Origin of the sequence: Tepidiphilus olei (assembly GCF_006980705.1) — a bacterium.
GTDB lineage: Bacteria > Pseudomonadota > Gammaproteobacteria > Burkholderiales > Rhodocyclaceae > Tepidiphilus > Tepidiphilus olei.
The window spans coordinates 101,040-126,358 of record NZ_SBHO01000006.1; the positions used below are offsets into that span (position 1 = coordinate 101,040).

Genomic DNA, 25,319 nt, shown 5'->3' on the forward strand with positions numbered 1-25,319 from the left:
TCCTGCCTCGACGAGAGGTCTCACTCAACGTCATTGCATCGCGGTTTGACGGCAAAGCACCGCGCCTGCCGTCAAACCGCGTACAATAGCGCCGTTTGTCCGAAGTCAAGAGGGTCGTTCGTTCGATGATGTCCGCTGCCGATCGCTGTGTCGATGAATTCCGTTTCCGTTTCGGCCGCCGCGGCCCCGAGCTGATCCCCATCATGCTCGGCGGGATGGGCGTCGACATCTCCAACGCCGACCTCGCCCTCGAAATCGCCCGCCTCGGCGGCATCGGGCACATCTCGGACGCGATGGTGCCCACCGTCACCGACCGCCGCTACGACACCACCTACACCAAAGAAAAACTCAAACGCTACAAGTACAACGTCAAGAGCCTCGACAAGTCGGGCGTGAAATTCGACCTCGGACTCTTGGCCGAAGCGCAGAAGATGCACGTACTGCGCACCATGGAGCGCAAGCGCGGCCCCGGGCTCGTCTTCATCAACTGCATGGAGAAGCTCACGATGGCCGCGCCCAAGGAAACGCTCAAGGTGCGGCTGGAAGCAGCGCTCGATGCCGGCATCGACGGCATCACCCTCTCGGCCGGGCTGCACCTGGGCTCCTTCGCGCTCATCGAAGAGCATCCGCGTTTTCGCGACGCCAAGCTCGGCATCATCGTCTCCTCGGTGCGCGCCTTGCAGCTCTTCCTCAAAAAGATCGCCCGTACCCGGCGGTTGCCCGACTTCGTGGTGGTGGAAGGGCCGCTCGCCGGCGGACACCTCGGATTCGGCCTCGACTGGGCGCGCTACGACCTGCGCACCATCGTGGCCGAAGTACTCGGCTACCTGCGTCGCGAAGAACTCGACGTTCCCGTCATCCCCGCCGGCGGCATCTTCACCGGTACCGACGCCGTCGAATTCCTGGAAATGGGCGCAGCCGCCGTCCAGGTGGCCACGCGTTTCACCGTCACCAAGGAATGCGGCCTGCCCGACCGCGTCAAGCAGGAATACTTCAAGGCCAACGAAGAAGACATCGAGGTCAACACCATCTCGCCCACCGGCTACCCGATGCGCATGCTCAAATCCAGCCCCTGCATCGGCGCGGGCATCCGCCCCAACTGCGAGGCGTTCGGTTACCTGCTCGACGCGAACGGCCACTGCGCCTACATCGACGCCTACAACCGCGAAGTCGAGAAAAACCCGCACGCCAAGACGATCCACGTGTGGGACAAGACCTGCCTGTGCACCCACATGCGCAACTTCGACTGCTGGACCTGCGGGCACTACACCTACCGGCTGAAAGACACGACGCATCGCCTCCCCGACGGCAGCTACCAGCTGCTCACCGCCGAGCACGTGTTCAACGATTACCGCTACAGCAAGAATCACGAAATCGCCCTACCGCCGCGGGAAGTGGAACCCGCCCCTTCCGCAGCCGGCTGAAGAGGCACGGGGCAACGCCGCATGGCCATCGAAACCGACGCCCTTGCCGCCACTCCCGCCGACGCGCGGCTCATCAGCCCCGCCGCGCGCCCCGAAGATGCCATCGAGCGGGCCCTACGCCCCAAGCGGCTGGCCGACTACATCGGTCAGCCCAAGGTGCGCGAGCAGCTCGATCTCTTCATCCAGGCCGCGCGCCGCCGCGGCGAAGCCCTCGATCACGTGCTCCTCTTCGGCCCCCCCGGTTTGGGCAAGACGACGCTCGCCCACATCATCGCCGGCGAAATGGGCGTGGGACTGAAACAGACTTCCGGGCCGGTGCTCGAACGCCCCGGCGATCTCGCCGCCCTGCTCACCAACCTCGAGCCCAACGACGTGCTCTTCATCGACGAGATCCACCGGCTCTCGCCGGTGATCGAGGAGATCCTCTATCCGGCGATGGAGGATTATCAAATCGACATCATGATCGGCGAAGGACCGGCCGCGCGTTCGATCAAGCTCGATCTGGCCCCTTTCACCCTGGTAGGGGCCACCACCCGCGCCGGCATGCTCACCAATCCCCTGCGCGACCGCTTCGGCATCGTCGCCCGGCTGGAATTCTACGCCCCCGAGGATCTCGCCCACATCGTGCGCCGCTCGGCGCAGCTGCTGGAGGTGCGCATCGACGAGGCCGGCGCCTTCGAAATCGCCCGTCGGGCGCGCGGCACGCCGCGCATCGCCAACCGCTTGCTGCGCCGCGTGCGCGACTTCGCCGAAGTGCGCGCCGCCGGCGCCATCACTGCCGAGATCGCCGACCAGGCGCTCGCCCTGCTCGACGTCGACCCTCTGGGGCTCGACATCATGGACCGCAAGCTACTCTCGGCCGTAATCGAAAAGTTCGCCGGCGGCCCCGTGGGGCTGGACAATCTCGCCGCCGCCATCGGTGAATCGGCCGATACCATCGAAGACGTGCTCGAACCCTACCTCATCCAACAGGGTTACCTGCAGCGCACCCCCCGCGGACGCATCGCCACGCCCGCCGTCTACACCCATCTCGGCCTCGAAGCACCGCCCCGCCGACCCGACGCGGCCCAAGGCACGCTCCTCGACGACACCGACTAACCAGGAGAGCGGGCGCATGCGCGCCTTTCTCGCCTTCACCATCGTTTTCTGCGCCATTACCGGCATCTGGCTGCTGTGGGCCGCCCCTGCCTTTTACCTGCCCGATCGCGGAGACACCGGCTGCGGCTGGTGGATCGACCCCACCGGCGCCCGCCTCGTCGGCCTCGCGCTCCTGGGCATCGCCGCGGCCGGCTGGCGCCTCGTGCGCATCGCTGCCCGCGGAACCATACCGGATGCGCGCTGGCAGCGCCGGCACGCGCTCCTCACGCTCGGCGCCTTCGCCCTCCTCGTCTGGGTGAGCGCCCGCGCGCCTTACGTCACCGATCCGGACCAGGGCTCCCCTGTCGCCTGCTCCAGGGGAAAACAAGGACGATGAAAAACGACCCGGCTCAACGCACCTGCTTCAAGCGCTCCTCGAGCTTCGCTGCTGGCATGTAGCCGCCCAGCCGGTCGCCCGACGCGAGAAAAATCGTTGGCGTACCCGAGATACGCAGTTGCTCGCCGAGCGCCATGTTCTGCTCGATCGCCTTCGTATCGCAAGAACCAGCCCCTGGAATCGGTTTGTCTTCGGTCATCCACGCCAGCCAGGCTGCGGCCCGATCGGGTGCGCACCAAATCCGTTTCACTTTGTCCACCGAATCCGGACCCAGGATGGGATAGAGGAAGACGTAGATCGTCACGTCATCGATCGTCTGTAATTCCTTGGCGAGCTTCTTGCAAAACGTGCAGTTCGGATCCTCGAAGGTGGCCATCACCCGAGTCCCCTTGCCGCGCACGATCTTGATTGCCCGATCGAGCGGCAAGGTGGAAAAGTCGATGCGCGCGAGCTCTTCCATGCGCTTGGCCGTGACGTCTTCGCGCTTGGCCGTGTCGATGATCGAGCCGGTGACCACGTAGGACACTTTCTCGTCGGTATAGACCACTTCCCCCGTCGTCAGCACCACCTCGTAGAGGCCCCCATAAGGCACGGCGCGCACCGAGCTCACTGCCGGTGCCCCGAGGAACGCTTCCATCTTCGCCTTGACCTCTTTCTCACCAGCGAACGCTGCCGTCGCCAGACCGAACACCGCCATCAACGCCACCACCGCCTTACGCCACCCTTCCATCACCGACTCTCCTGCACAAAGAAATCTCCAAAAGCGGCATAGCGCACCATCGCCTCCTTGACGAACGGCAAACGATCGACGAGCCGCATCCCGACGTTGCGCAACTGCCGCACTTCCGGCCGGCGCAGACTGAAGAGCCGCGCCAGCGCGTCGGTGGCCGTCTGCATCAGCCAAGGCTCCTCCGCTCGCCGCCGCGCGTAGCGCGACAGCACCGGCAAGGCGCCGGGATCGGCCTCGGGCGGCAGGGCACGGAGCACTTCGCCGAGCACCGCCACGTCGTTGAACCCCAGGTTGATGCCATGCCCCGACAAAGGATGAATGCCATGTGCCGCATCGCCGATGAGCGCCACGCGCGGGCGCACCACCTGCGGGCAGCGCAGCAAGGAGAGCGGAAACGCCTGACGCGGCGTGATCGTCGTCATCGCCCCGAGCACGCCGCCGCTCGCCGCTTCCACGCGGCGCGCGAACGCCGCTTCGTCGAGCGCGAGCAATGCTTCCGCCTGCGGCTGCGGTGCCGACCACACGATCGATACCCGATTTCCCGGCAAAGGAAGGAAGGCGAGCACCCCATCGTCGCGGAACCACTGCCGCGCTACGTGCCGATGCGGTTGGCTCACGGCGAAATTGGCCACGATCCCTTGTTGATGGTAAGGCACCACCCGCGCCGGCAGACCGGCCTGCTCCCGCACCCAAGACTGGCGCCCGTCGGCGCCGATGAGCAGCCGCGTGCGCACCCGCGAACCATCGCGGCACACCACCGTGAGCGTTTCCGCCTCACTCACCAGAGCCTGCCCGGCCTTGCCCTCGCCTGTGAACAGCGTGACATTGCGCTGTCGCCTCACCGTCTCCCACAAGGCATCGCGCACCAACGACTGCTCGGCGATCACGGCGAGCCGACTCAGCCCCGCCTCATAAGCCGAAAAAGACAGCGTTCCGCCGGCATCCCCATGAACCTCGATGCGATCGACCGCGCACCAACGCGCAGGATCGAGGCGCTGCCACACGTCGAGCCGCTCGAGGAGCGCGACGGCGGCGGGCGTATAGGCATAGACGCGAGCATCCCACTCCCCTTCGTGCCCCCGCTGCGGCCGCGGCTCGATCAACCCCACTTTCCAAGGCGCATCGCGCAGCGCCGCCGCACAGGCCAAACCGGCCAAGCCCCCGCCATGAATCAGGATATCGACGTTCACCTTCACCACCGGAAAAACTGCACCAATTTTTTCAGATTCTCCGCCAGACCGGCGAGCGTGCGGCTCGCTCCCGCCAGCTCGTCGGAGCTCACCGCCGTTTGCTTGGTCGACGATTGGATCGCCCCGATGTTACGCTCCAGCTCCTCGGCCGCATGGCGCAGCGCCTCGATCGCTTCGGTGATACGGCCATTGAGGGTGCGCACCGACCCTGCCTCGCCACGGATGTTCGCCAATGCCTCCTGCGCTTCGCGACTATACTCCAAAGTCGTGCGCGCCACCTCGCGGCTCGTCTCCATCACCTGCACCGCCCGACTCGCGCCGTGCTGCAATTTGGCGATCATGTCCTGGATTTCGCGCGTCGAATCCTGGGTGCGCACGGCCAAGGAACGCACCTCGTCGGCCACCACGGCGAATCCCCGGCCGTATTCCCCGGCGCGGGCCGCCTCGATGGCGGCATTGAGCGCCAGGAGATTCGTCTGTTGGGCAATCTCTTCGATCACGGTGGTCACTTTCTCGATGCTCGCGCTATCTTGCGACACCTCGCTCACCGTCGCCGCCACTTCTTCGAGCGTCTCACCGAGATGGTTCATCGCCTCGGCCGTTTTCTGCACCACTTCGTTGCCGTTTTCCACCTGGCGGTCGGCCTCCACCGCCGCTTCGGCCGCCTGTCGAGCAAAAGTCGCCACCTGATCGACGTTGCCCCCCATGCGCTCGACCGCCGTCGCCATTTTCTCGGTCTCGGCCGACTGGATCTGCACCTGACGTCGATTGCTTTCGCTGATCTCCTCCAATCTCCCAGATTGCACCGCGATGTCGACGGCTGCCGTATTCACCTGCTTGATCGTCTCCAGAAGCCGTTGCAAAGTCTGCTGTAACACCCCCATCACGCTCTCGGGATAGCGCGTATTCAGGCGCTGCCCCAGCTCACCCGCGGCCAGCCGTCGAATGGCCTCGCCCACCTCGTCGGGTTCCGCCCCCAAGGTGGCGAGGATGGAGCGAATCGTCATCGAAGCCAGCGTCACCGAGATCACCAGCGCCACCACGGTCACCAGCAACATCAGGTTACGGAAACCGCTCGCCAAGGATCGCACCTGGTCGAGACTCTCGCGAATGACCCGCTCCTGGTGATCGATGAAGGCGTTGATCGCCGCCAACCACTCGACGTAGGCCGGAGAAACCTCGCGCAACAGCATGGCTTGCGCGGCCTCCACATCCCCGCTCAGGCGCAGCTCGATCACCCGCTGCGTTCCCGGCACCGCCCGTCGCTCGATTTCCTTGATGCGCGACAAGAGGCGCCGATCCTCCTCGGTCGCCTCTTGCGCCATCAGCCGATCGAGTTTTTCCGCCGAATCGGCATAGAAAGCCGCCAAACGTTCGATTTCGGCCACATGTGCCCGGACCGCGGTCAAATCGTGCTCCAGAACCGTATCACGAACAGATATGGCGCGATCATGCACACTCCCCCGAAAGTTGATGGCGTATCGCTGCTTCAGCGTCGCCCCCTCGTTCACGTCAGTGAGCGTGTCATCGATCGATGCAACCCGCTGGATGCCAATGGCCGTGATCAACACCATCAAAGCAAGCAGACAGCCGAACCCCAACCCCAGTCGCTTCGCGACGGTCATCTTTGTCGACATGCTGGTTCTCCCCCCTTGTCTTTCTTGGAAAAGGAACGGCTCGAGCCATCTACTGCGCAGCCACGGCACCGCGGGCGTCAAGTAATGCCACCGCTTGCCAAAGCGTTTCGCGCGGCACACTATACAACAGCTTCGGCCGTCATTCCATTAGCCTGCTGCTATCACGGATCACGAGCCCAAGCGATACGCCTCGAGCCACTCCCCGAGGTGATCCTCCAGCATCCACCCCTCGCGCACCCACTGCTGCAGCGCGTCGCCCTCCTTCTGCGCCGCGTCCAGATCGTGGATGCGGGCGCGGATCGCCTCGAGCCAGGCGTCCGGCCGGTTGGGCACGCGCGTCACCGGCGCGCCGCGATACGGCAGCACGTCCGAGCACACCACCGGCCAGCCGAGGATGCCATACTCCAGAATCCGCAAGTTCGACTTGCACTCGTTGAAGCGATTCACCTCCAGCGGCGCCACCGCCAAGTCCAGGTTCAGGCTCGCCAGTTTGGCCGGATACTGCTCGAAGGGCACGAAGGGATGAAACTCCTTCACGAAGGGGCGAAGCTCCTCCGGACACATGCCGAAGAAGACCCAATCGCACTCCTCGCTCGTCGTCTCCAGCACCTCACGGATCAGCGCCAAGTCACCCGCGTGCTGCATCGCCCCGGCCCAACCCACGCGCGGCTTCGGCCCCACGCGCCGCTGCGACTGCAAACCATTCCACACCCAACCCGGCAGATAATTCGGGATCAGACGCACATCGCGGGCATACTTCTCGATCGCCGCGCGGATCGGCTCGGTGGTCACCACCACCCGGTCGGCCGTGCGCACCACCCGCTTCATCTCCCCCGGCGTGTTGCGATGCTCATAGACCTCGCTCTGGCGTGGAATCTCGCTGATGAGATCATCGAGATGCAGCAGAAACGGAATGCCGGCAAGCTCCCGCACCTGCTGCACCGTCTCCAAATGATCGCTCAGCTCCAGGAACGCGCTCGCGGTGAAGACGTCCGGCTTCGCCCGCTCCACCTCGACGAGCAGAGGAATGCGCGTCTGCCGCACCCCCGGCGCGTGGATGAAACTGCGCTCCACCGCCCTCGCCTGCCATAGCCCCTCCAGCGGCTGCTTGATGCGGTACTCGATCACCCCGCTCAACTGCTCCCACCCCAGCACCCGCACCTTTTCCGTAGGCAAACGCGGATCCCAATTCACCACGATCTCCGACTCCACCCGGTAGTCGCGGTGCGTCAGGCTCAAGTGGCGGTTGTAGGCCGGATCGCGCGCGAGCTGCGGCAACCACTTGCGCAGCATCGCCTCCTGCTCCTTGCCGAAGCGCTGCTGCGCCTTGCGCGCCTTGGCCGGCTCGGCCGCCTCCTGCTGCTGGCTCACGCTGCCGTGATGCACCAGCACCACGAAGGGCGTCCACAGAATCTTGTAGCCGCGCTCGCGCACCTTCAGGCACAGATCCACGTCGTTGTAAGAGACGCGAAACGCCTGCTCGTCCAGCCCCTTCACCTCCTCCCACACCGACTTGCGGATCAAGAGACAGGCCGCCGTCACCGCCGAGAGGTCCTGATCCACCAGCGCCCGGTTCATGTACCCGCCGTCAGTCAGCCCCAGCAAGCCCATATAGGGAAAATCCGCGACGCCCCCCAATCCGAGAAGAATTCCCGCGTGCTGCACCGTCGGCGGCTGCGGGAACATCAGCTTCACCCCCACGATGCCCACATCCGGCCGCTGGCCGTAGGCCACCATGCGCTCCAGCCAATGCTCCTGCAGCACCACCGTGTCGTTGTTGAGCAGCAACAAATACTCGCCGCTCGCCTCGCGCGCGGCCAAATTGCACATCGCCGAGAAATTGAACGGCTTGGGATAAGGCAATACCCGCACGCCCTCCGCCTTCAGGCGTTCCAGATACGCGCACGCCTGCGGCTGCGTGCTGCCGTTGTCCACCACCAGGATCTCGTAGTCGGGATAATTCGTCTTCGCGCGAATGCTCTCGACGCAGGACTGGAGATAATCCGCCTGGTCTTTCGTCGGAATGACGATCGACACGCGCGGCTGCCGCGGCCAGTGATACACCACCCGCCAGGTGCCCGGCACGTACCCCTCCGCCACCTCCGCGTCCAACGCTCGGCGCGCCAGATGCGCCGCCAGCGCCTGGCGGTGCGCCGGCTCATCCACCGCCTCCTCACGCCCCGCCGGCACGGAGTAGAGCACCTCATCCACATGCCCGATCGCCTCCTCGCCGAAGGCATCGAGCACCCGCAGCGCCAGATCGTAGCGCCACGCCTCCCCACACTCGCCCCATCCGCCAACCGCCGCGAATGCCTCGCGCTCCACCCACAGGCACGGACCCAGATACGGCATCGAGCGCAGCAAGTCGAGATTGACGTCCGGCCGGAAGAGCGGATCGCGCCGCGTGCCATCCGCCTCCACCGTGTCCGAATCGCCATACATCAGGCGCCACTGCGGAAACGCCAACGCATGGCGTACCAGCTGCTCCACCGCATCGCCCGCCAACCGCACCCCGGGCGCGAGCACCGACACCCATCCCGACTCGACCGCCGCCAGCTCCTCCGCGAGCGCCGTTCCTATCCCCTCCGTCGACTCCACCTCACGCCAGCGCAGCATCGGCAACTCCGCCCACATCGCATCCGGCGCCGGCGCATCGGCCACCACCACCAGCCGCCACAAAGGCGCCGACTGCACTCCCAGGCTGTCGAGCGTATCGGCCAGGAGCGGCAGATCGGAAGCCGGACAGGGGACGACGAAGGTGAAGGTGGGGCTATCGGCGGGAAGGGGATCGTCGGGGTGGAAGGGGGTGTGGTGGCGTTGCAGATACAGCTGGTAAGGCTCTGGCTGCTGCACCTCAACGGCTTGCTCACCCTCCACAAAACTTTGCAACATCCGCTCCCTCCTTGCCCTGCCGGATTTCCGGATTACCCATGGGAATCTCAATCAACCCCCGTTTTTCGGGAAACTCGCGGTGAAACAGGCCCTTCATGACACTCGGCACCGAATTCTCCCCCATTGCTTTAGCCGCTTGTTGCGGACGACATACTCAGCTCGCGGGCAAGCGTCTCCACAGCCGCACTTTCTGGCGGCAGCAGCCGTGACACCGCTTTGTCCTGGAAGTTTGTCCGTACCTGGCCACTTTACTCTTTTCTTATCGCCCTCGGGGTTTGGAATCTATTGAGGCGACAACTATTACTCACCCGGCAAGGATCACGCACTTCACCCCCCTCCCCCAACGCCGCAGCGGGCGGCGTGTGTCAGGGGCATTGTAACTAAATTTCACGGGGAAGAAGTGGTGCGCCGAGCGGCTGGAGACCGTGAGCGCATTGGCTGAGCGTAAACAGGGAAACCGTCCGAAACGGAGCGGTTACTTGAAGAACACGTCGAGCCAACGGATGAATCCGGTGATACCGCCGATCGCCAGGATTACCCAGACCGTCTGGCGATGGATCGCCTGCGTCAGCCGCACCTCGACGTTCTTGATCTCCAGACGCACGCCTTCGATTTCCTTGCGCAGGTTCGCCTCGATTCCTTTCATCTCCAGGCGCACGCCTTCGATTTCTTTGCGAAGATTGGCATCGATCCCATGGAGCTCTTTGCGCAGGCTGGCGTCGATCTCGTGCATCTCCTTGCGCAGGTTCGCCTCGATTGCTTTCATCTCCATGCGCACGCCTTCGATCTCCTTGCGCAGGTTCGCCTCCATCGCCTGCATGTCCAATCGCAGGTTCGCCTCAACTTCTTTCGTCTCCAGGCGAATGGCCTCGATCTCACGCAGCAGGCGCAGCTCCGTCTCACGCAGGTGGGCGTGCGTGGCCACGTCGCGCAAATCCGGATAGCGCGCTTCCAGCGCTTCGAACGCCTCGGCGATCAACTTCGCGCGACGCTTGTCCTCGCCCGCGTCGAGCAGATCTTCATACAGTTTCAGCGCAGCGCCCATGGGCAATTCCCCATAGAAAAGTTACATTCAAACGATGCTGTGAACCGTAACCGCCGGCGAGGATCACGCACTTCATCTCCCCCAACGCCGCAGCGGGCGGCGTGTGTCAGGGCATTGTAACCACGTTTCACGGCAAGAAAACAAGGCGTTTCCGCTGCCCACGTCATGGACCCGAACTTTCCCTCTGGTAGAACACCTTCCCCACCCGTTCGATGTGCTCGCGCAGTCCCGGATAGTCGATCGCGTCGAAGAGGCAGAGGTCCACCTGATAAGGGATGGGCGATTCATCCAGTTGCCCCGCGATGCGGCCGAGCGTATCGAGGTCGAGCCTTGGGCCGAACAGGGCCAGATCGATGTCCGATCCCGGCCGGTACGTTCCCTTGGCGCGCGAGCCGAAGATCACCGCCTTCTCCACTGCGGGAACTTCGGCCAGGATGTGTCGGATGATGTCGACCGTGCGCTGGGACAAGCCGAATTCATGCGCTTCGCTCATAGTTCCCTCGCCAGGCGATCTCGCAGTTCCAGAAAAGCCCCATGGTATCGCTCGACGACGGCCGAGACGATCGCTTCGGCCACGGATTGGTTGTACGTATGACTGGAGAGATTGCGCTTCTCGATCATGTCCATCCATATTTCGCCATCGCGCACGAGGCCACGCTTGAACGCTTCTCGCACCGTGCTTCGCGAACCCACGAGCCCCTGGATGCCTTCCATTTCGAGGTAATCTTTCAGGACGTTCCAGGCCAGTTCATGGGTAAACTCGAATCCTTGGATCAGCCCTTGCTTTTCGAGGTCGGTGAGCGGCCGCGTTTCGGACAAGCGAACGGCCGCGCTCAGCTGATTCAGCGCCCGCTGAAAATTCTCGAACCGCTGTTTCCAGCGAACGTCATCGACCATGATCCGGTCTCCTCTCGTGCCGGCAAGCGCGTTCATCATAGCAGTGCGGCGGTACAATCCCACCCATGAAACTCGCCACCTGGAACCTCAACTCGATCACCGCCCGGCTGCCGCACTTGCAACGCTGGCTTGCCGACGCCCGCCCCGACGTGCTCGCCCTGCAGGAACTCAAATGTCCGGCGGAGAAATTTCCCGCGCAAGCGATCGCCGAACTCGGCTACACGGCCGCCGTGCATGGCCAGAAAACGTACAATGGGGTGGCGCTGCTGGTGCGCGATGGGTTGCCGTGGCGCGAGCTGGTGCGCGGCGTCCCCGAGTTCGACGACGAGCAGGCGCGCCTCATCGTGGCCGAGATCGATGAGCCCGGCAGCCAGACACCGCTTTGGGTTGCGAGCGCGTATTTCCCCAACGGTCAAGCGGTGGGTAGCGACAAATTCGCCTACAAGCTCGCCTGGATCGAGGCGCTCGCCTCCTGGATCGAACGGGAGCGGCTCACGGAGCGCCCCTTCGTGCTGATGGGCGACTTCAACATCGCCCCCGCCGCCGAAGATACCCATCCCGACTGGCCACAGGACGGCATCCTCGCCTCGCCCCCCGAGCGCGCGGCTTTTGCCCGGCTCGTCTCGCTCGGGCTCGTCGATGCCTTCCGCCGCTTTCCCCAGCCCCCGCAGTCCTATTCCTGGTGGGACTACCGCCAGGGAGCGTTCCGGCGCAACCTGGGCCTGCGCATCGACCACATCCTTGTCTCGCCGCCGCTCCTGCCGCGCCTGCGCGCCTGCACGATCGATGTCGAACCCCGCCGATGGGAACGCCCCTCGGATCACGCCCCGGTGGTGCTGGAGCTCGCCGATCTCACTTGAAGAACACGTCGAGCCAACGGATGAATCCCGTGATGCCGCCGATCGCCAGGATCACCCAGACCGTCTGGCGATGAATCGCTTGCGTCAGCCGCACCTCGACGTTCTTGATCTCCAGACGCACGCCTTCGATTTCCTTGCGCGTCTCCAGACGGAGGGTCTCGATCTCTCGCAGCAGGCGCAGCTCCGTCTCGCGCAGGTGGGCATGCGTGGCCACGTCGCGCAGGTCGGGATAGCGCGCTTCCAGCGCCTCGAACGCCTCGGCGATCAACTTCGCGCGACGCTTGTCCTCGCCCGCCTCGAGCAGCTCTTCATAGAGTTTCAGCGCAGCGCCCATGGGCAATTCCCCATAGAAAAAGTAGATTCTAACCGCACGTTCAAACGATGCTGCGCACTACGCCGCCATCGACCCGCAGCGCCGCGCCGGTGGTAGCCGAGGCCGCAGCGCTGCATACGTAGGCAATCATGGCAGCGACTTCGTCCGGCTGGGCAAAACGGCGGATGAGAGAAGTTGGCCGCATGGTACGGAAAAATTCCCGCTCCACCTCTTCCACGCTCACCCCTTGCGCCGCCGCGGCCTCTTCGAGGAAACGCGTCACGCCTTCCGACTTCGTCGGTCCGGGCAGAACGCTATTGACAGTCACCCCCGTACCCGCAAGCGTCTCGGCCAAGCCGCGCGCCACCGCCAGCTGCGCCGTCTTCGTCATGCCATAGTGCACCATCTCGGTGGGGATATGCAATGCCGATTCGCTGGAGACGAACACGATGCGACCCCAGCCACGCTCTTTCATTCCCTTGGCGTAGTGGCGCGACAAGCGGATGCCCGAAAGCACGTTGACCTCGAAGAAACGCCGCCAGTCCTCGTCGGTGATCTCCTCGAAAGTCCGAACCTCAAAGATGCCCAGGTTGTTGACGAGCACGTCGGTCTGCGGCACGGCATGCAACAGCGCCTCGCACCCTTCGGCCGTAGAAAGATCGGCCGCCACGCCGATGAGCCGCGCCTGAGGTACCTCCGCACGCAGGCGGGCAATCGCCGCCTCTACCCGCTGTGGCGAGCGTCCATTGATCACCACTTCCGCCCCTTCGCGCGCCAAAGCCTTGGCCGTAGCAAATCCGATACCGGAAGTCGACCCGCTCACCACCGCTTTCTTGCCCTGCAATCCCAAATCCATTGCCCCTCCTTTCATATTGTTTTTTTCCCTCGACGCGGCATGCAAAATCCAGAGTCAGAATCGAGCCGCTGAATGGCTAGCCGGTCTCACTTGAAGAACACGTCCAGCCAGCGGATGAATCCGGTGATACCGCCGATCGCCAGGATCACCCAGACCGTCTGGCGATGGATCGCCTGCGTCAGCCGCACCTCGACGTTCTTGATCTCCAGACGCACGCCTTCGATTTCTTTGCGAAGATTGGCATCGATCCCATGGAGCTCTTTGCGCAGGCTGGCGTCGATCTCGTGCATCTCCTTGCGCAGGTTCGCCTCGATTTCCTTCGTCTCCAGGCGGATGGCCTCGATCTCTCGCAGCAGGCGCAGCTCCGTCTCGCGCAGGTGGGCATGCGTGGCCACGTCGCGCAGGTCGGGATAGCGCGCTTCCAGCGCTTCGAACGCCTCGGCGATCAACTTCGCGCGACGCTTGTCCTCGCCCGCGTCGAGCAGATCTTCGTACAGTTTCAGCGCAGCGCCCATGGGCAATTCCCCATAGAAAAGTTAGATTCTAACCGCACGTTCAAACGATGCTGCGCACCACGCCGCTCAGCGCGCAAAAACGTCCTCGAGACGCGCGGCATCGAGCACCCGGTCGGCCCAGGTTTCGAGTTCGTTGGACGTGGCATCCTCCAGGCGCTGGCGCGCCCACTCGGGCAAGGGGCCGAAGCGGCGCGTGAGCATGCGCTGCAGCAGAAGCGCCTCGCCCTGCAAGACGCCTTCCTGCAGCCCCTGTTGCAGCGCGCTCTGCTCGCGCTGACGGATTTGTTCTTTGATGCGTTCGGCGAATTGCATGGTCACTGCCCTCAGGTCGTAGGATTCGGGCACGTCGAGCTCGGGCTTGAGGTCTCGTAGCAGGTACTCGCGTATCCAGAGCGCGAGAATGTGCTGAAGTTCCGGGTCACCCGCAAACCAGGCGCGCATCGCTGCGCCCAGCCGGGCGATGTCTTCGGCCGTCTCTTGCCGCTTGAGCCGGATGGTGGCAGCCACGGCGTTTTGCAGGCTCGCGAGCACTTCATCACTATAGGCGTTTTCATCTGCCAGAGGACGTCGTCGGCGCGCTCGCGCAGGTCGTCGCTCACCTGCACGATCGACGTCGAACCCCGTCGCTGGGAACGACGCCCCGGTGGTGCTGGAGCTCGCCCCGGCGTCAGGATCGGGCTGTTGAGAGGCTAGCCGGAACACGCATAGAAAAGTAAATTTCAAGCGCACGTTCAATCGGTGTTGACAGCGATTGCCTCAAACTATGTCTGATTGTTTTCCTGCATCCAGTGGGGAATATCCCGGCTGCCATGCAGGACGCGCCAGACGTCGATGTGGTCGGTTCGCTCGATGTAGAAGATCAGATAGGGATGGCGCTTGGTCTGCCAAAACCGCAGTCCAGGCAAGTCCAACTCATATGCGTAGCGCGGCGAGCCTGTCGCGGGGTGGCGCCCGATATGTGCCAACGCCTGCTCGAGTTTGTCGATGAAATCCAATGCTGCCGCAGGGGATCCCTCCGACAGGTAATGCACCAAGACGTCGTCCACATCCTGACGCGCCAGGTCTCGTAAAACGACCGGTTTGCTGGTCACGAACCGCCGCTTTGGCGTACCCGGGTGCGCAGGCCGTCAAAGTACTGGGCATCGGCCACGACGCTGGGCGCAGATGCCGCCCCTGTCAACAGGAGATCGCGAAGCTGCTGCCGATCCTGGTCCTTGCGAATCAGTTCGCGCACATATTCGCTGCTTGTGCCATAGCGCCCTTGTTCGACCTGCTGATCGACGAAGGCTTTAAGGCTATCCGGCAATGAAATGTTCATCGTACCCATATGCTCAATGTACCTCGTTTGACAAAATTTGTCACTTCCCCCAGGTCGTAGGATTCGGGTACGTCGAGCTCGGCGAAGTCGAGCCGGTTCATCCAGTCGTCGGGGATGAAGCCTTCGGCGAGGTACTGCACCATCTTGGGCGATGAGAAGAGGTGCTTGTAGCTGGCGTCGTGGCGGGCGTTCATGCCCCCATTGTAATCGGGTAGGGTGTAGCGACAAAATGCGGCGATACGGGGGCGATACAGACTAAAGGGATTTACGCAACTTCTTGATTTTATTGAATTTTTGGTGCCGTTGAGAGGACTCGAACCTCCGACCTACTGATTACGAATCAGTTGCTCTACCAGCTGAGCTACAACGGCATGGAGCGCGGCCTGGCGGCCTGGAAGAAGTGGCATTTTATCCCTCTCCTGCGCGAAAATCAAGCTCGCGCGAACCGATGCCTCTCACCCTCCTCATTGCTGCAGCAGAGTCGCCCTGACCAGCGGCTCGAGGTACGCGCAGCGGTACCCGCATAACCAAAAATCATTGTCTGGTCATCGAACGGTAGATCGTGTTTCTGTGGCCGATGGCCAGCACCAAAACCCGCAAGACCTCATCTTGAATTTGGCAGATCACGCGGTAATTTCCAACCCGGTAGCGCCAGAACTCACCCAACGGGCCGCGCAGCGCCCTACCATGGCGGCGCGGATCGTCGGCGGGGGCCACGCGATCGTCCATGAACTCGACGATGCGCTTGGCCACTGGTTTGTCGAGCTTGCGCAGCTGCTCCTTGGCCGTCTCGGAGTATTCAATCGACCAAGCCAAGTGCTTTCCTCACATCATCCGAGGAATGAACTGGCTCCTGCCCCTTGCGGATAGACTCGAGCACGTCGGCGGCAAGGTAGTAATCCTCGAGATCCTCGAGGCCCCGCTCGATGAGCTCGCGCAGGTAATAAGCCTTGCTGCGCCCCGTTCGCTGGGCAAGGAAGTCGAGCCGCTGCTCCACTTCGGGGGAGAGGCGGATGGAGGTGGGCATGTCCTCGTCTCCATTCAATACATGTATTTTATTCAATATAGCACGAAGTCGCGGCAACAACGATCGTGGGATTCGCGGCGCACGATGCCGGATCATGCTAGCCTGTGCAGGATCCGAGCGTATCCAGCAAACGAGCGCGCCGCCGCTACTTGCGCCACCACCAAAAGAAGAGCGAGAGCAACACCGAGACGAGGATGCCGGTCGTGATGGGGAAGTAGAACGTGAAATTCTCGCGCTCGATGACGATGTCGCCGGGCAGGCGGCCGAAGGGGAAACGCGACAGCCACGGCCAGAGCACGGCCGCGAGCAGGAAGAGGAGGCCGAGCAGGAAGAGGAGTTTTTGCATCGTCGGCGCCCGGGGATGCTGGCGGAGAGGGCGGGATTCGAACCCGCGTCAGGGTATTCCCCTGAACACGCTTTCCAGGCGTGCGATTTAAACCGCTCATCCACCTCTCCGGCAAGCCTTGTATTATACCGAGGTTCAGCGAAAAACGCCACGTTCCTCGCACGTGGCCCGCCTTTTCCTCCAAGGAGCACGACATGGGACACCGCCTCTCCAAGATCACCACCCGCACGGGCGACGAAGGCACCACCGGCCTCGGGGACGGCTCGCGCGTGGCCAAGAACAGCCGGCGCATCGAGGCGCTGGGCGAAGTCGATGAGTTGAACGCCGTGGTCGGCGTGCTCGCAAGCGAGACCGCGGACGAAGACCTGCGCGCGGTGCTCGCCGAGATCCAGCACGCCCTCTTCGACCTGGGCGGAGAACTCTGCCTTCCCGGCGCGGCCGTGCTCACCGACGCGCAGGTGGCGCGGCTCGAGGCGCTGATCGAGACCTACAACGCCGACCTGCCCCCGCTCAAGGAATTCATCCTGCCCGGCGGCAGCCGCGCGGCGGCGCTCGCGCACCTTGCCCGCACCGTCTGCCGCCGCGCCGAGCGCTCGGTGGTGGCGCTCGCCCAGGAAGAAGCGCTGCACCCTGCCCCGCGCCGCTACCTCAACCGCCTCTCAGACCTCTTCTTCGTGCTCGCCCGCGTCTACAACCGCCGCGCCGGTGTACCCGACGAACTGTGGCGGCGCGAGCACAAAACGCCCAAGCCCGCGCGCGCCGGCGCCATGCCCCCCGGCGGGGAAAATTCCTCAAGTCCCGCCGCATGATGCCGTAAACACCCTTACCGAACCCGGTAATCCACTCACGCAAGGAGAACCATCATGGCTGTCATCAACACCAACATCGCCTCGCTCAACGCGCAGCGCAACCTCTTGAAGAGCCAGAACGACATGCAGACCGCCATGCAGCGGCTCTCGTCGGGTCTGCGCATCAACTCCGCCAAGGACGACGCGGCGGGCCTGGCGATTTCCGACCGCATGACGGCGCAGATCAACGGCCTCAACCAGGCCACGCGCAACGCCAACGACGCCATGTCGATCGCCCAGGTGGCCGAGGGGGCAATGGGCGAGATCACCAATGCACTACAGCGCATCCGCGTGCTGGCGGTGCAGTCGGCCAACGACACCAACACCGCCACCGACCGCGTCTCGCTGCAGAAAGAGGTCAAGCAGTTGCAGGATGAAATTACCCGGCTCGCTACCCAGACCTCGTTCAACGGCAAGGCGCTGCTCGATGGCAGCTTCCAGAATCAGATCTTCCAAGTGGGCGCCTATGCCAACCAGAGCATCAGTTTCGGCATCGACAGCGTCAAGGCGGCCGACATGGGCGCCCAGTCCGTCGCCGGTCGTGCCAACATCGGCGAGCTAAACGCCACGGCGAGCCTGGATGACACCACCACCAACGGCGTGGCCGCCGGCACCCTCAAGATCTCGAGCGCCCAGACCCCGGCCGGCGGCGTCGCCATCAGCATCAGCGAAGGTCAGAGCGCCAAGGACATCGCCGCCGCCGTCAATGCCGTCGCCGGCCAGACCGGCGTCAACGCCACCGCCAGCACCACTGCTACCCTCAACTTTGCAGGTTATCTTAATAATGGTGTCCTTACAGACGATCCCTCAGCCTCCCCCCCCACCCTCGCCACCACCGTCACATTCACCCTGCAGGGGCAGGAAATCACCGTTTCCGACGCCACCAATGGCGTCACCCTCACTGCCCTCGCCGACGCCATCAACAACGCCAACACCGGCGTCACCGCCACGCTCGATGATCCAACCAATCCGACGAAGATCATCCTCACCGCCGCCGACGGCTCCGACATCAAGATCGGTGATTTCACTGCTTCTGCCGGGGGCTCCACCGTCTCAGCCAGCTTCAAGGTTGGTACTGAAGCCTCTGCGCCGACCATCACCAGCGGCGGCGCCAACGACAGCATCGTCATCGGCGGCCAGGTGAGCTTCGTCTCCGCCAACACCTTCAGCGTCACCGACGACGGCACCAAGGTGCTCAGCAGCAGCCTGACCACTAAGAACAGCGGCTTCACCAGCGGCTCCGAGTACTCGGTCGACAAGATCGACATCACCACCCAGGCCGGCGCCAACAGAGCCATCAGCATCGTCGACGCTGCCCTTGCCTACGTCGATGACCAGCGGGCGAACCTCGGCGCGATCCAGAACCGCTTCAGCTCGGTGGTCTCGAGCAACTCGGTGACGAGCGAAAACGTGGCGGCCGCCCGCTCGCGGGTGCTGGATGCGGACTTCGCCGCCGAAACGGCGAACCTGTCGCGGGCGCAGATCCTGCAGCAGGCCGGTACCGCCATGCTCGCGCAGGCGAACGCCTCGACGCAGAACGTGCTGACGCTCCTGCGCTGATCGGGGCTTGACACGGGCGGCGCAGGGTCTAGCATGATCCCTGGCGCCGCCCGTTCCCCTTGGGGAGATTGACCATGAACGTCCCGATTTCTTCCGTATCTCTGCCGCAGGGCGCCGCGAGCACGGTGGTGACCGAGCCGCGAGCGCCGGCGCCTTCCGCCGCCGTGGCGGACACGGCGGCGAGCACGACGGCCACCGCGCGCCCGGGCGAAGCCGCCCCGGCAGCGACGGCGCCGGCAGGCAACACCGCCGCCACCGCCCAAGCTCCCGCCATCGACCGCGACACCTTGCAGGGCGCGGTCGACCAGGTACAAAAGACGGTGGAGACGCTCTCGAGCGCCGGCATCCAATTCACCCTCGACCAGGATTTCAACCGCATGGTGGTGCAGGTGGTGGATACGTCCACCAAGGAAGTGATCCGGCAGATTCCGCCCAAGGAGATGCTGGAGATCGCCCAGGCGCTCGACAAGATCCAGGGCCTGCTCGTACACCAGAAAGCCTGAGGAGACGGCCATGGCCACGATCACTTCCAGCGGCATCGGTTCGGGGTTGGACATCAACGGCATCGTCGAGCAGCTGATGTCGATCGAGCGCCGGCCGATCGTCGCGCTCGAGCAGCGCAAGAGCACGGTACAGACGCAGATCTCCGCCTTCGGTCAGGTGAAGTCGGCGCTGACCACGCTGCAAGCGGCGGTGAAACGGCTCGACGATCCCAGCGTGCGTTTCGCTGCCGCGGCTTCGGTGAGCGAGGGGGCCGGCTTCACCGCCACCGCGAGCGCCGGCGCCGCCATGGGTACCCACGAGATCGGCGTGCAACGGCTCGCCCAGGCGCAGCGCGTGGCCACCAACGCCACCGAAGGTTTCAACCCCGGCGCGGGCACCCTCACCATCAGCGCCGGCGGCCAGAGCGTGGAGATCGATTTTACCGGCGGCACGCTCGAGGATCTGCGCACCGCCATCAACGACCAGGCAGGCTCCCTGGTGCGCGCATCCATCGTCGACAACGGCGGGGTGAGGCAGCTCGTGCTCACGGGTGCGCAGACCGGCGAGAGCCAGGCGTTCTCGCTCATGGGCACCGGGGGGCTCGAGGAGCTCACTTTCGACCCGGAGGTAGAGGGGGATCCGCCCACCGATCCGAGCAGCAGCCTCTATCTGGTGCAAGCGGCGCAGGACGCGCAGATCACCTTCGACGGGCTCACCGTGACCCGTCCCTCGAACACGATCGAGGACCTCATCCCCGGCGTGACGATCGAGCTGCGCTCCGTGACCGCCGAGCAGACGGCCCGGCTCACGGTGAAGCGCGACGATGCGGCGTTGAAGGAGGCGATGCAGTCCTTCGTCGATGCCTACAACGCAGTGAACAACACCCTCCATACCCTTTCCTACTACGATCCGGAAACGAGAACGGCCGGGCCGTTGTCCGGCGACGCTTCGGTGCGCACGATCCAGAGCCAGCTGCGCAATTCCCTCAATTCGCTCACGGGTAGCGGGCCTTTGCGCAATTTCACCGATCTGGGGCTGAGCTTCGACGACAAAGGCACTTTGAGCCTGGATGAAGCCAAGTTCGCGCAGGCCCTGCAGAACGCGCCCGAGGCGGTGAACCAGATGCTGGTGGGCACGGATGCGCAGCCGGGGCTGGCGCGACGGCTGGCTCCGGTGCTGGAGGCCAACCTGCAAACGGGCGGGTTGCTCGATGCGCGCGTGCAGGGGCTGACCGCCCGCGTGACGCTGATCGATCAGCAGAAGGAGCGGCTGGAGTTGCAGCTCGAACGTATCGAGCAGAACTATCGACGGCAGTTCAACGCGATGGACACGATCGTGGGACAGTACGCAAGCCTGGGCGGCTACCTGCAACAGCAGTTCGACGCCCTGCTGGCGAGTACGAAGAAGTGATGCCGAGGAGAGAAGGCATGTTCAACCGGATGCGAGGCGCCAACGCCTATTCGCAAGTCAGCCTGGAGACCGCCGTGCAAAGCGCCGACCCGCACCAGCTCATCCTGATGCTCTACGACGGTGCGCTGATGGCGCTCGCGCAGGCCGTGGTGGCCATGGAGCAAAAAGACATTCCCAAGCGCGCCCAGTCCATCAGCCGGGCCATCGCCATCATCCACGACGGGCTGCACGCCTCGCTGGACGTGGAGAGCGGCGGCGAGTTGGGCGAGCGCCTCGCCGCCTTGTACGACTACATGGTGGAACGCCTGACGCAGGCGAACGCCACCAACAACGCCGCGGCGGTGCAGGAGGTGAGCGGGCTGTTGCGCACCCTGCGCGAGGCCTGGGCGGAAATGCCGCGCCAACAGGCCGCGGCCGCGGCGGGGTGATTCGATGACGACGCCCATCGAAGAGGCGCCCTGGGCGGAGCTCGCGCGCGGCTGCGAAGCGTTCGCCGCCGCCGCCGAGGCGAACGACTGGGATCGCGCGGCGGCGCTGATGAGTGCGCTCGACGCCCTGACGACGGCCGACCGCGCCTGGTGCGCGACGCACGACCCGGCCTTGCCCGAGCGGCGGGCAGCGATCGTGGCGGCGCGCGCGTCGCTGGAGGCGGCCGGCGCACACTTGCTGCCGGCGCATGCGAGCCTGAAGAAACTGCTGCGCGCCTGGGGTGCGCTGCCGCCGACGTGAGCGCGCCGCTCCAGGGAGACGTTGAAGAAATGAGCGAGCACCGCGCAACGCAGCGATTCGCCCGCGCAGCCAATCATTCAGCGTTTCCCTAGGCGCCCGGAGGTGATGAGATGATCCCGCCAGACCTCGCTGCGCGGATACGCATGATGGTCGAGGCGGAGCTGCTGCGCCCCGAGACGCAGGTCGGCGGGGTGGAGCGCATCCGCCCCCTTCCGGAGCGCCTGCCGGAGGTGCTCCCGGGGCAGGTACTGCGCGCCACCATCCAGCGGCCGCTGCCCGAGGGCACCTACCAGGCGGTGGTGGCAGGGCGTGAAATGACGCTCGCGCTCGACCAGCCGGTGAAGAGCGGCGACACCCTGGAGCTGGTGGTCGAGCGGCAGGTAGGCGGCACCATTTACGCCCGCCGTCAGGAAGGGCAGGAAGGAGCGGATCGGAGCATGGCGGGCGCCTCGGCGCGCACCCAGCTCTCCTCGGCCGGCGAGCTTCTGCGGCAAGTGCTGACGCAGCCCGCCCCGCAGCGCCTGCCCCTGCCTGCCGGCACGGAACGGGCCGCGCCACTGCTGCCCGCCCCGCCCCAATCGCCCGCGGAAGTACAGCGCCTGGCCACGGCGCTGCAAGACAGCGTGCAGCGCTCGGGGCTCTTCTACGAATCCCATCTGGCACGGTGGGTCCGGGGACAGTATCCGCTCGAATCCCTGCGCGCCGAGCCGCACAACCTCGTGGCGCGGGCAACACCGGCGGCTCCGAGCGCAGAAGCGCCGCCGGGCGCGCCGGCGTCGGGCGCCGCGCCTGCCGCTGCCGGTGCCGTTCCTCCTGCTTCCGGTGCCGCACCTGCCGCTGGCACCGCCTCCCTTGCGGCTGCGTCCGCCGCGCCTGGCGCTGCCGGCGAAGAGGTTTCGTCGGCCGAACGTGCCGCGTTGGTAGCGGCCGCCGCGCCCTCCCCTTTGCTGACCTGGCTCATGCGCAACGCCCCTGGCGCTGCCGGGCCGGGGAACGCCGAGCGGCTGCTCACGGCCTTTCTCTCCGGGCAGATCCCTGCGTCCGGCGCCGAGGAAGCTGCGGCGCGCCCCGCCGTCGCGCCCGAGCGCGGCGCGCCCCCGGCCGGCGCAACGGCAGCGACCACGGCAAGCGAGGGCGCACAGGGCGCTCCTCCTGCGAGCGCCAGCGCCATTCCCGAACGGCTGGTGCCGATCGTGCAACATCAGCTCGACGCCCTGGCCACCCAGCAGATGAACGTGCAGTTCGCCCCTTGGCCGGGTTTGCTCGTGCAGTGGCGCATCGAGGCGGAGGGGGAGCAGGACGGAAGGGCCGAAGGGGAGGAAGGCGAGGCGCCGGTGTGGCGCTCCACGCTGCGGCTGACCCTGCCCCGCCTGGGCGAGGTGACGGCGCAGCTGCAGTGGCAGCACGGAACGCTCGAATTGCGTCTCACGGCCAGCCAGGAAGCGGCTTTGACGCGGATGCGCGCCGCCGCGCCCATGCTGGCCTCGGCTTTGGAGGCGGACGGCATTCGCGTCACGAAGATCGAGGTCGCGGCGCAGGAGGGGATGGATGCAGCCGGAGAATGAACGAGCGGAAACCGCGACGGGCGAGCGCCTCGCCGCGGTGGCTTTACGCTACGAGTCGGGCGAGCCTGCACCCCGGGTGGTCGCCAAGGGGCAGGGGCTGATCGCCGAGCAGATCCTCGAGCGCGCGCGCGAGGCGGGCGTGTATGTGCACGAATCGCCTGAGCTGCTCTCGCTGCTGATGAAGCTCGATCTGGACGAGCGCATTCCGCCCCAGCTCTACGTGGCGGTGGCGGAGCTGCTCGCCTGGGTCTATCGACTGGAGCAGGAGGGCGGCAGCGGCAATCCCCTGCCTCCACGCGCTCCGCCGCCGGAAAGTATGCTATAACATGACCAGCCTGCCAACGATCTTGCTCCCTTCATGTCTTCCGCCCCCTTGCGCATCGAGCTCTACGATCCCGAGCGCCACCCCGATCTCCTCTTGCGCTCTCCTCGCGAGATTGCGTTTTTGCTGCGAAGCCTGGCGGAGCGTCGGGTTCAACTGGGCATCTTTGCCGAGCGACGTCATCTCTTCACGTCCGTGCTCCTGGATGTCAGCGAGGAGCATCTCATCCTCGACCCTTGTGGCGACGAGCAACTCAACCACCTGGCAACGCAATGGGGCGTGATCTGCCAGGGCAAGCTCGAAGGGGTGACGGTGCAGTTTGCCTGCGCGCGGCTGGTGCGTGTCGAACATCAGGGCGTGATGGGCCTCGGCGCGCCTTTGCCCTCAACGGTGCTGCGCTTGCAGCGCCGGGAGTTCTTCCGCCTGCCGCCGCCCGTGCCCACGTGGTGGTGCGAGCTGCCGTGGTCGGATCCGGCTTTTGCGCCCTTGCAGGCGGAGGAGCCCAAGCTGAAGCTGCGCGTTCTGGATTTGAGCGTGGGGGGCGTCGCCCTGCTCTTTCCGCCCGAGGTCCCTGCGCCCGCGCACGGCCACCAATTCGCCGGCGCGCGCCTCATACTGCCGCCCATGGATTGGCTAGAAACGACCATGGAGGTGCGCAGCATCCTGCCGCTCGATACCCCCGGACCGGCAAGGGCCGTTCCCACACGGGTGGGCTTTCGTTTCATCGGCATGCCCACGGCAGCGGCGAACCGCCTCTACCGCTTCCTCTTCGAATTGCAGCGGGAACAGCTGGCCGCACGACGCGGCACGTGACGTGATTCGTGTTTATTCGCATGGGCTCTAGACGATGTACACGCTGCGCTTCGCCAAATCCGCCGAGAAAGTCATCGCCCGGATGCCGCAAGGCGTGGCGCGCCGCATGATCGACGAACTCAAGGCCATTGCCGCCGATCCAACGATGTACCGTGGTGACTGGAAGCCCTTGTCCGGCTCACCCTTTTGGCGTTTACGCGTAGGCGACTGGAGGGCAATCTGCGACTTGCGTAATGCCGAACTCGTTTTGCTGGTGGTCAAAGTCGCACCACGAGGAGACGCATACAAATGAGCGTGCAAATCATTGAACTGGATGGAAAACCGGCTTTCGCCGTGGTGCCGGTGGCACAATGGAAGGCACTTTTGGAACGGCTGGAAGACCTGCAAGACGCCGTGGATGCCAGGGCTGCGGCAAACGAGGAAACATTGCCCCTCGACTTCATCGAACGGCGGCTCGCTGGAGAATCGCCGTTCAAGCTATGGCGAGAGCATCGCGGGCTCACTCTAGAGACGCTCGCCGACAGAGCGGGTTGCACACCCCAGATGCTATCGATGATCGAGCGGGGTGAAACCAAACCTTCCGCCGATCTGTTGGCACGGCTTGCGAGCGCGCTCGGTTGCGACATGGACAGCCTCCAGTGCGACTGAGCGTTCGCAAGGGGAGCGCGTAACGCAGCAATCAGGCGGTGCAACCGAGTGGTTTACGCGCGCGATCGTGAGTCACACCGGTCACACCGGCATGTTCATGATGTCTTGGTAGGCGCTCACCAGGCGGTTGCGCACCTGCACCATCTGGTTGAAGGCGAGCGAAGCCTTTTCCAGGTCGATCATGACGTTTTGCAGGTCGACGTTGGGGTCGCCCGCGCTGAAGCGATCGGCTTGCTCGCGCGCCTGGCTCTGCGCCTGGCTCACGTCTTTGAGGGCGGAATCGAGCACGGAGGCGAAATCGACCTGCCCCGCTGCTTGCGGCGCTTCGGCGGCGGCTGGCTTGCCCTGGGCGAGCGCCTGGGCGCGCTGCATTTCGGCGAGCAGCTGGTTGATGCCGTTGGTGTCCATGCCATGCCT

The 25,319-nt window shown here is 64.7% G+C and carries 33 protein-coding genes and 2 tRNA genes; 15 read left to right on the forward strand and 20 right to left on the reverse strand.

Annotated features, from left to right (window positions below):
- Positions 1–125: 125 nt before the first annotated feature.
- The 3 genes from EPD80_RS07840 to EPD80_RS07850 are packed head-to-tail and all read left to right on the forward strand — an operon-like array spanning position 126 to position 2,898.
- Positions 126–1,424: a nitronate monooxygenase gene (locus EPD80_RS07840; RefSeq protein ID WP_221928913.1), complete on the forward strand. Its 1,299-nt coding sequence runs from the start codon at positions 126–128 to the stop codon at positions 1,422–1,424.
- A 21-nt stretch (positions 1,425–1,445) separates the two neighbouring features.
- Entirely contained in the window at positions 1,446–2,522 is a 1,077-nt protein-coding gene (gene ruvB, locus EPD80_RS07845) for a Holliday junction branch migration DNA helicase RuvB (protein ID WP_142810886.1), read from the forward strand.
- A 16-nt stretch (positions 2,523–2,538) separates the two neighbouring features.
- Complete coding sequence (locus EPD80_RS07850; RefSeq protein WP_142804349.1) at positions 2,539–2,898, forward strand: hypothetical protein; 360 nt, start codon at positions 2,539–2,541, stop codon at positions 2,896–2,898.
- 13 nt (positions 2,899–2,911) lie between these two features.
- On the opposite strand, the gene EPD80_RS07855 is transcribed toward EPD80_RS07850, so the two are convergent.
- The 7 genes from EPD80_RS07855 to EPD80_RS07885 form a co-directional block, all read right to left on the reverse strand.
- Positions 2,912–3,628 carry a DsbC family protein gene (locus EPD80_RS07855; protein ID WP_142804348.1) on the reverse strand — a complete coding sequence of 239 codons (717 nt, stop codon included), beginning with the start codon at positions 3,626–3,628 and terminating at the stop codon, positions 2,912–2,914.
- Positions 3,628–4,818: a UbiH/UbiF family hydroxylase gene (locus tag EPD80_RS07860; RefSeq protein WP_142810888.1), complete on the reverse strand. Its 1,191-nt coding sequence runs from the start codon at positions 4,816–4,818 to the stop codon at positions 3,628–3,630. Before EPD80_RS07860 ends, EPD80_RS07855 begins: the two co-directional genes overlap by 1 nt.
- 2 nt (positions 4,819–4,820) lie before the next feature.
- Positions 4,821–6,455 (reverse strand): methyl-accepting chemotaxis protein, encoded by a 1,635-nt coding sequence (locus EPD80_RS07865; protein WP_142810890.1) that lies wholly within the window; start codon positions 6,453–6,455, stop codon positions 4,821–4,823.
- Positions 6,456–6,623: 168 nt separating this feature from the next.
- Complete coding sequence (locus tag EPD80_RS07870; RefSeq protein ID WP_142810892.1) at positions 6,624–9,347, reverse strand: glycosyltransferase; 2,724 nt, start codon at positions 9,345–9,347, stop codon at positions 6,624–6,626.
- Between the two features lie 475 nt (positions 9,348–9,822).
- Entirely contained in the window at positions 9,823–10,392 is a 570-nt protein-coding gene (locus EPD80_RS07875; protein ID WP_142810894.1) for a DUF1640 domain-containing protein, read from the reverse strand.
- Positions 10,393–10,555: 163 nt separating this feature from the next.
- Positions 10,556–10,885, reverse strand: coding sequence for a nucleotidyltransferase domain-containing protein (locus EPD80_RS07880; protein ID WP_142810896.1), 330 nt, complete (start codon positions 10,883–10,885; stop codon positions 10,556–10,558).
- Complete coding sequence (locus EPD80_RS07885; protein ID WP_142810898.1) at positions 10,882–11,289, reverse strand: nucleotidyltransferase substrate binding protein; 408 nt, start codon at positions 11,287–11,289, stop codon at positions 10,882–10,884. The genes EPD80_RS07880 and EPD80_RS07885 overlap by 4 nt, the downstream gene beginning before the upstream one ends.
- Before the next feature lie 65 nt (positions 11,290–11,354).
- On the opposite strand from EPD80_RS07885, the gene xth reads away from it, so the two are divergent.
- The gene (gene xth, locus EPD80_RS07890) at positions 11,355–12,149 is read left to right on the forward strand and encodes an exodeoxyribonuclease III (RefSeq protein ID WP_142810900.1); all 795 of its coding nucleotides are present in this window, start codon (positions 11,355–11,357) and stop codon (positions 12,147–12,149) included.
- Here xth and EPD80_RS07895 read toward each other — a convergent pair.
- From EPD80_RS07895 to EPD80_RS07950, 12 genes are all read right to left on the reverse strand, one after another.
- Positions 12,142–12,483 carry a DUF1640 domain-containing protein gene (locus EPD80_RS07895; RefSeq protein ID WP_142810902.1) on the reverse strand — a complete coding sequence of 114 codons (342 nt, stop codon included), beginning with the start codon at positions 12,481–12,483 and terminating at the stop codon, positions 12,142–12,144. The two genes, xth and EPD80_RS07895, sit on opposite strands and share 8 nt — an antisense overlap.
- A gap of 40 nt (positions 12,484–12,523) precedes the next feature.
- On the reverse strand, positions 12,524–13,318 hold the full coding sequence (locus EPD80_RS07900; protein WP_142810904.1) for an SDR family NAD(P)-dependent oxidoreductase: 795 nt from the start codon (positions 13,316–13,318) through the stop codon (positions 12,524–12,526).
- Positions 13,319–13,404: 86 nt separating this feature from the next.
- Positions 13,405–13,833 carry a DUF1640 domain-containing protein gene (locus tag EPD80_RS07905; RefSeq protein WP_142804341.1) on the reverse strand — a complete coding sequence of 143 codons (429 nt, stop codon included), beginning with the start codon at positions 13,831–13,833 and terminating at the stop codon, positions 13,405–13,407.
- Positions 13,834–13,899: 66 nt separating this feature from the next.
- Positions 13,900–14,340, reverse strand: coding sequence for a DUF4351 domain-containing protein (locus tag EPD80_RS07910; protein ID WP_142810906.1), 441 nt, complete (start codon positions 14,338–14,340; stop codon positions 13,900–13,902).
- A gap of 254 nt (positions 14,341–14,594) precedes the next feature.
- Positions 14,595–14,924, reverse strand: a complete 330-nt coding sequence (locus EPD80_RS07915; RefSeq protein ID WP_142810907.1) for a type II toxin-antitoxin system RelE/ParE family toxin — start codon at positions 14,922–14,924, stop codon at positions 14,595–14,597.
- Complete coding sequence (locus tag EPD80_RS07920; protein ID WP_142810910.1) at positions 14,921–15,160, reverse strand: type II toxin-antitoxin system ParD family antitoxin; 240 nt, start codon at positions 15,158–15,160, stop codon at positions 14,921–14,923. Before EPD80_RS07920 ends, EPD80_RS07915 begins: the two co-directional genes overlap by 4 nt.
- The gene (locus EPD80_RS07925) at positions 15,148–15,345 is read right to left on the reverse strand and encodes a hypothetical protein (RefSeq protein WP_142810911.1); all 198 of its coding nucleotides are present in this window, start codon (positions 15,343–15,345) and stop codon (positions 15,148–15,150) included. The genes EPD80_RS07920 and EPD80_RS07925 overlap by 13 nt, the downstream gene beginning before the upstream one ends.
- Before the next feature lie 101 nt (positions 15,346–15,446).
- A tRNA-Thr gene (locus tag EPD80_RS07930) sits at positions 15,447–15,522 on the reverse strand.
- A gap of 163 nt (positions 15,523–15,685) precedes the next feature.
- Positions 15,686–15,967, reverse strand: coding sequence for a type II toxin-antitoxin system RelE family toxin (locus tag EPD80_RS07935; RefSeq protein WP_142810913.1), 282 nt, complete (start codon positions 15,965–15,967; stop codon positions 15,686–15,688).
- Entirely contained in the window at positions 15,951–16,178 is a 228-nt protein-coding gene (gene relB / locus EPD80_RS07940) for a type II toxin-antitoxin system RelB family antitoxin (RefSeq protein WP_142804339.1), read from the reverse strand. The genes EPD80_RS07935 and relB overlap by 17 nt, the downstream gene beginning before the upstream one ends.
- Before the next feature lie 145 nt (positions 16,179–16,323).
- Positions 16,324–16,524 carry a DUF2905 domain-containing protein gene (locus tag EPD80_RS07945; RefSeq protein WP_142810915.1) on the reverse strand — a complete coding sequence of 67 codons (201 nt, stop codon included), beginning with the start codon at positions 16,522–16,524 and terminating at the stop codon, positions 16,324–16,326.
- 19 nt (positions 16,525–16,543) lie between these two features.
- A tRNA-Ser gene (locus EPD80_RS07950) sits at positions 16,544–16,634 on the reverse strand.
- A gap of 84 nt (positions 16,635–16,718) precedes the next feature.
- On the opposite strand from EPD80_RS07950, the gene EPD80_RS07955 reads away from it, so the two are divergent.
- The 11 genes from EPD80_RS07955 (at position 16,719) to EPD80_RS08005 (ending at position 24,902) form a co-directional block, all read left to right on the forward strand.
- On the forward strand, positions 16,719–17,333 hold the full coding sequence (locus EPD80_RS07955) for a cob(I)yrinic acid a,c-diamide adenosyltransferase (RefSeq protein ID WP_142810917.1): 615 nt from the start codon (positions 16,719–16,721) through the stop codon (positions 17,331–17,333).
- A gap of 54 nt (positions 17,334–17,387) precedes the next feature.
- Entirely contained in the window at positions 17,388–18,932 is a 1,545-nt protein-coding gene (locus EPD80_RS07960) for a flagellin N-terminal helical domain-containing protein (RefSeq protein WP_185957742.1), read from the forward strand.
- A 74-nt stretch (positions 18,933–19,006) separates the two neighbouring features.
- Positions 19,007–19,435: a flagellar protein FlaG gene (locus tag EPD80_RS07965; RefSeq protein ID WP_142810921.1), complete on the forward strand. Its 429-nt coding sequence runs from the start codon at positions 19,007–19,009 to the stop codon at positions 19,433–19,435.
- Positions 19,436–19,445: 10 nt separating this feature from the next.
- Positions 19,446–20,825: a flagellar filament capping protein FliD gene (gene fliD / locus EPD80_RS07970; RefSeq protein WP_142810923.1), complete on the forward strand. Its 1,380-nt coding sequence runs from the start codon at positions 19,446–19,448 to the stop codon at positions 20,823–20,825.
- Positions 20,826–20,842: 17 nt separating this feature from the next.
- The gene (fliS, locus tag EPD80_RS07975) at positions 20,843–21,253 is read left to right on the forward strand and encodes a flagellar export chaperone FliS (protein WP_142810925.1); all 411 of its coding nucleotides are present in this window, start codon (positions 20,843–20,845) and stop codon (positions 21,251–21,253) included.
- 4 nt (positions 21,254–21,257) lie between these two features.
- A complete protein-coding gene (locus tag EPD80_RS07980) occupies positions 21,258–21,554 on the forward strand; it encodes a hypothetical protein (RefSeq protein ID WP_142810927.1) in 297 nt (98 codons plus the stop codon).
- Positions 21,555–21,664: 110 nt separating this feature from the next.
- The gene (fliK, locus tag EPD80_RS07985; RefSeq protein ID WP_142810929.1) at positions 21,665–23,119 is read left to right on the forward strand and encodes a flagellar hook-length control protein FliK; all 1,455 of its coding nucleotides are present in this window, start codon (positions 21,665–21,667) and stop codon (positions 23,117–23,119) included.
- Positions 23,103–23,444 carry an EscU/YscU/HrcU family type III secretion system export apparatus switch protein gene (locus tag EPD80_RS07990; RefSeq protein ID WP_142810932.1) on the forward strand — a complete coding sequence of 114 codons (342 nt, stop codon included), beginning with the start codon at positions 23,103–23,105 and terminating at the stop codon, positions 23,442–23,444. The genes fliK and EPD80_RS07990 overlap by 17 nt, the downstream gene beginning before the upstream one ends.
- 33 nt (positions 23,445–23,477) lie before the next feature.
- A complete protein-coding gene (locus EPD80_RS07995) occupies positions 23,478–24,254 on the forward strand; it encodes a flagellar brake protein (RefSeq protein ID WP_142810934.1) in 777 nt (258 codons plus the stop codon).
- 34 nt (positions 24,255–24,288) lie between these two features.
- The gene (locus tag EPD80_RS08000; RefSeq protein ID WP_142810936.1) at positions 24,289–24,546 is read left to right on the forward strand and encodes a type II toxin-antitoxin system RelE family toxin; all 258 of its coding nucleotides are present in this window, start codon (positions 24,289–24,291) and stop codon (positions 24,544–24,546) included.
- Positions 24,543–24,902 carry a helix-turn-helix domain-containing protein gene (locus EPD80_RS08005; protein WP_142810938.1) on the forward strand — a complete coding sequence of 120 codons (360 nt, stop codon included), beginning with the start codon at positions 24,543–24,545 and terminating at the stop codon, positions 24,900–24,902. Before EPD80_RS08000 ends, EPD80_RS08005 begins: the two co-directional genes overlap by 4 nt.
- A gap of 81 nt (positions 24,903–24,983) precedes the next feature.
- Here the strand turns inward: EPD80_RS08005 and fliE are convergent, their stop codons facing one another.
- Positions 24,984–25,310, reverse strand: a complete 327-nt coding sequence (fliE, locus tag EPD80_RS08010) for a flagellar hook-basal body complex protein FliE (protein ID WP_142810940.1) — start codon at positions 25,308–25,310, stop codon at positions 24,984–24,986.
- Positions 25,311–25,319: the final 9 nt, after the last annotated feature.

Excerpts from the sequence above, each read along its gene's own strand:
- EPD80_RS07840 (WP_221928913.1), top strand. The coding sequence starts at position 126 with ATGATGTCCGCTGCCGATCGCTGTGTCGATGAATTCCGTTTCCGTTTC.
- ruvB (WP_142810886.1), top strand. The coding sequence starts at position 1,446 with ATGGCCATCGAAACCGACGCCCTTGCCGCCACTCCCGCCGACGCGCGG.
- EPD80_RS07850 (WP_142804349.1), top strand. The coding sequence starts at position 2,539 with ATGCGCGCCTTTCTCGCCTTCACCATCGTTTTCTGCGCCATTACCGGC.
- EPD80_RS07855 (WP_142804348.1), bottom strand. The coding sequence starts at position 3,628 with ATGGAAGGGTGGCGTAAGGCGGTGGTGGCGTTGATGGCGGTGTTCGGT.
- EPD80_RS07865 (WP_142810890.1), bottom strand. The coding sequence starts at position 6,455 with ATGTCGACAAAGATGACCGTCGCGAAGCGACTGGGGTTGGGGTTCGGC.
- EPD80_RS07870 (WP_142810892.1), bottom strand. The coding sequence starts at position 9,347 with ATGTTGCAAAGTTTTGTGGAGGGTGAGCAAGCCGTTGAGGTGCAGCAG.
- EPD80_RS07875 (WP_142810894.1), bottom strand. The coding sequence starts at position 10,392 with ATGGGCGCTGCGCTGAAACTGTATGAAGATCTGCTCGACGCGGGCGAG.
- EPD80_RS07880 (WP_142810896.1), bottom strand. The coding sequence starts at position 10,885 with ATGAGCGAAGCGCATGAATTCGGCTTGTCCCAGCGCACGGTCGACATC.
- EPD80_RS07885 (WP_142810898.1), bottom strand. The coding sequence starts at position 11,289 with ATGGTCGATGACGTTCGCTGGAAACAGCGGTTCGAGAATTTTCAGCGG.
- xth (WP_142810900.1), top strand. The coding sequence starts at position 11,355 with ATGAAACTCGCCACCTGGAACCTCAACTCGATCACCGCCCGGCTGCCG.
- EPD80_RS07895 (WP_142810902.1), bottom strand. The coding sequence starts at position 12,483 with ATGGGCGCTGCGCTGAAACTCTATGAAGAGCTGCTCGAGGCGGGCGAG.
- EPD80_RS07900 (WP_142810904.1), bottom strand. The coding sequence starts at position 13,318 with ATGGATTTGGGATTGCAGGGCAAGAAAGCGGTGGTGAGCGGGTCGACT.
- EPD80_RS07905 (WP_142804341.1), bottom strand. The coding sequence starts at position 13,833 with ATGGGCGCTGCGCTGAAACTGTACGAAGATCTGCTCGACGCGGGCGAG.
- EPD80_RS07920 (WP_142810910.1), bottom strand. The coding sequence starts at position 15,160 with ATGGGTACGATGAACATTTCATTGCCGGATAGCCTTAAAGCCTTCGTC.
- EPD80_RS07925 (WP_142810911.1), bottom strand. The coding sequence starts at position 15,345 with ATGAACGCCCGCCACGACGCCAGCTACAAGCACCTCTTCTCATCGCCC.
- relB (WP_142804339.1), bottom strand. The coding sequence starts at position 16,178 with ATGCCCACCTCCATCCGCCTCTCCCCCGAAGTGGAGCAGCGGCTCGAC.
- EPD80_RS07945 (WP_142810915.1), bottom strand. The coding sequence starts at position 16,524 with ATGCAAAAACTCCTCTTCCTGCTCGGCCTCCTCTTCCTGCTCGCGGCC.
- EPD80_RS07955 (WP_142810917.1), top strand. The coding sequence starts at position 16,719 with ATGGGACACCGCCTCTCCAAGATCACCACCCGCACGGGCGACGAAGGC.
- EPD80_RS07960 (WP_185957742.1), top strand. The coding sequence starts at position 17,388 with ATGGCTGTCATCAACACCAACATCGCCTCGCTCAACGCGCAGCGCAAC.
- EPD80_RS07965 (WP_142810921.1), top strand. The coding sequence starts at position 19,007 with ATGAACGTCCCGATTTCTTCCGTATCTCTGCCGCAGGGCGCCGCGAGC.
- fliD (WP_142810923.1), top strand. The coding sequence starts at position 19,446 with ATGGCCACGATCACTTCCAGCGGCATCGGTTCGGGGTTGGACATCAAC.
- fliS (WP_142810925.1), top strand. The coding sequence starts at position 20,843 with ATGTTCAACCGGATGCGAGGCGCCAACGCCTATTCGCAAGTCAGCCTG.
- EPD80_RS07980 (WP_142810927.1), top strand. The coding sequence starts at position 21,258 with ATGACGACGCCCATCGAAGAGGCGCCCTGGGCGGAGCTCGCGCGCGGC.
- fliK (WP_142810929.1), top strand. The coding sequence starts at position 21,665 with ATGATCCCGCCAGACCTCGCTGCGCGGATACGCATGATGGTCGAGGCG.
- EPD80_RS07990 (WP_142810932.1), top strand. The coding sequence starts at position 23,103 with ATGCAGCCGGAGAATGAACGAGCGGAAACCGCGACGGGCGAGCGCCTC.
- EPD80_RS07995 (WP_142810934.1), top strand. The coding sequence starts at position 23,478 with ATGTCTTCCGCCCCCTTGCGCATCGAGCTCTACGATCCCGAGCGCCAC.
- EPD80_RS08000 (WP_142810936.1), top strand. The coding sequence starts at position 24,289 with ATGTACACGCTGCGCTTCGCCAAATCCGCCGAGAAAGTCATCGCCCGG.
- EPD80_RS08005 (WP_142810938.1), top strand. The coding sequence starts at position 24,543 with ATGAGCGTGCAAATCATTGAACTGGATGGAAAACCGGCTTTCGCCGTG.
- fliE (WP_142810940.1), bottom strand. The coding sequence starts at position 25,310 with ATGGACACCAACGGCATCAACCAGCTGCTCGCCGAAATGCAGCGCGCC.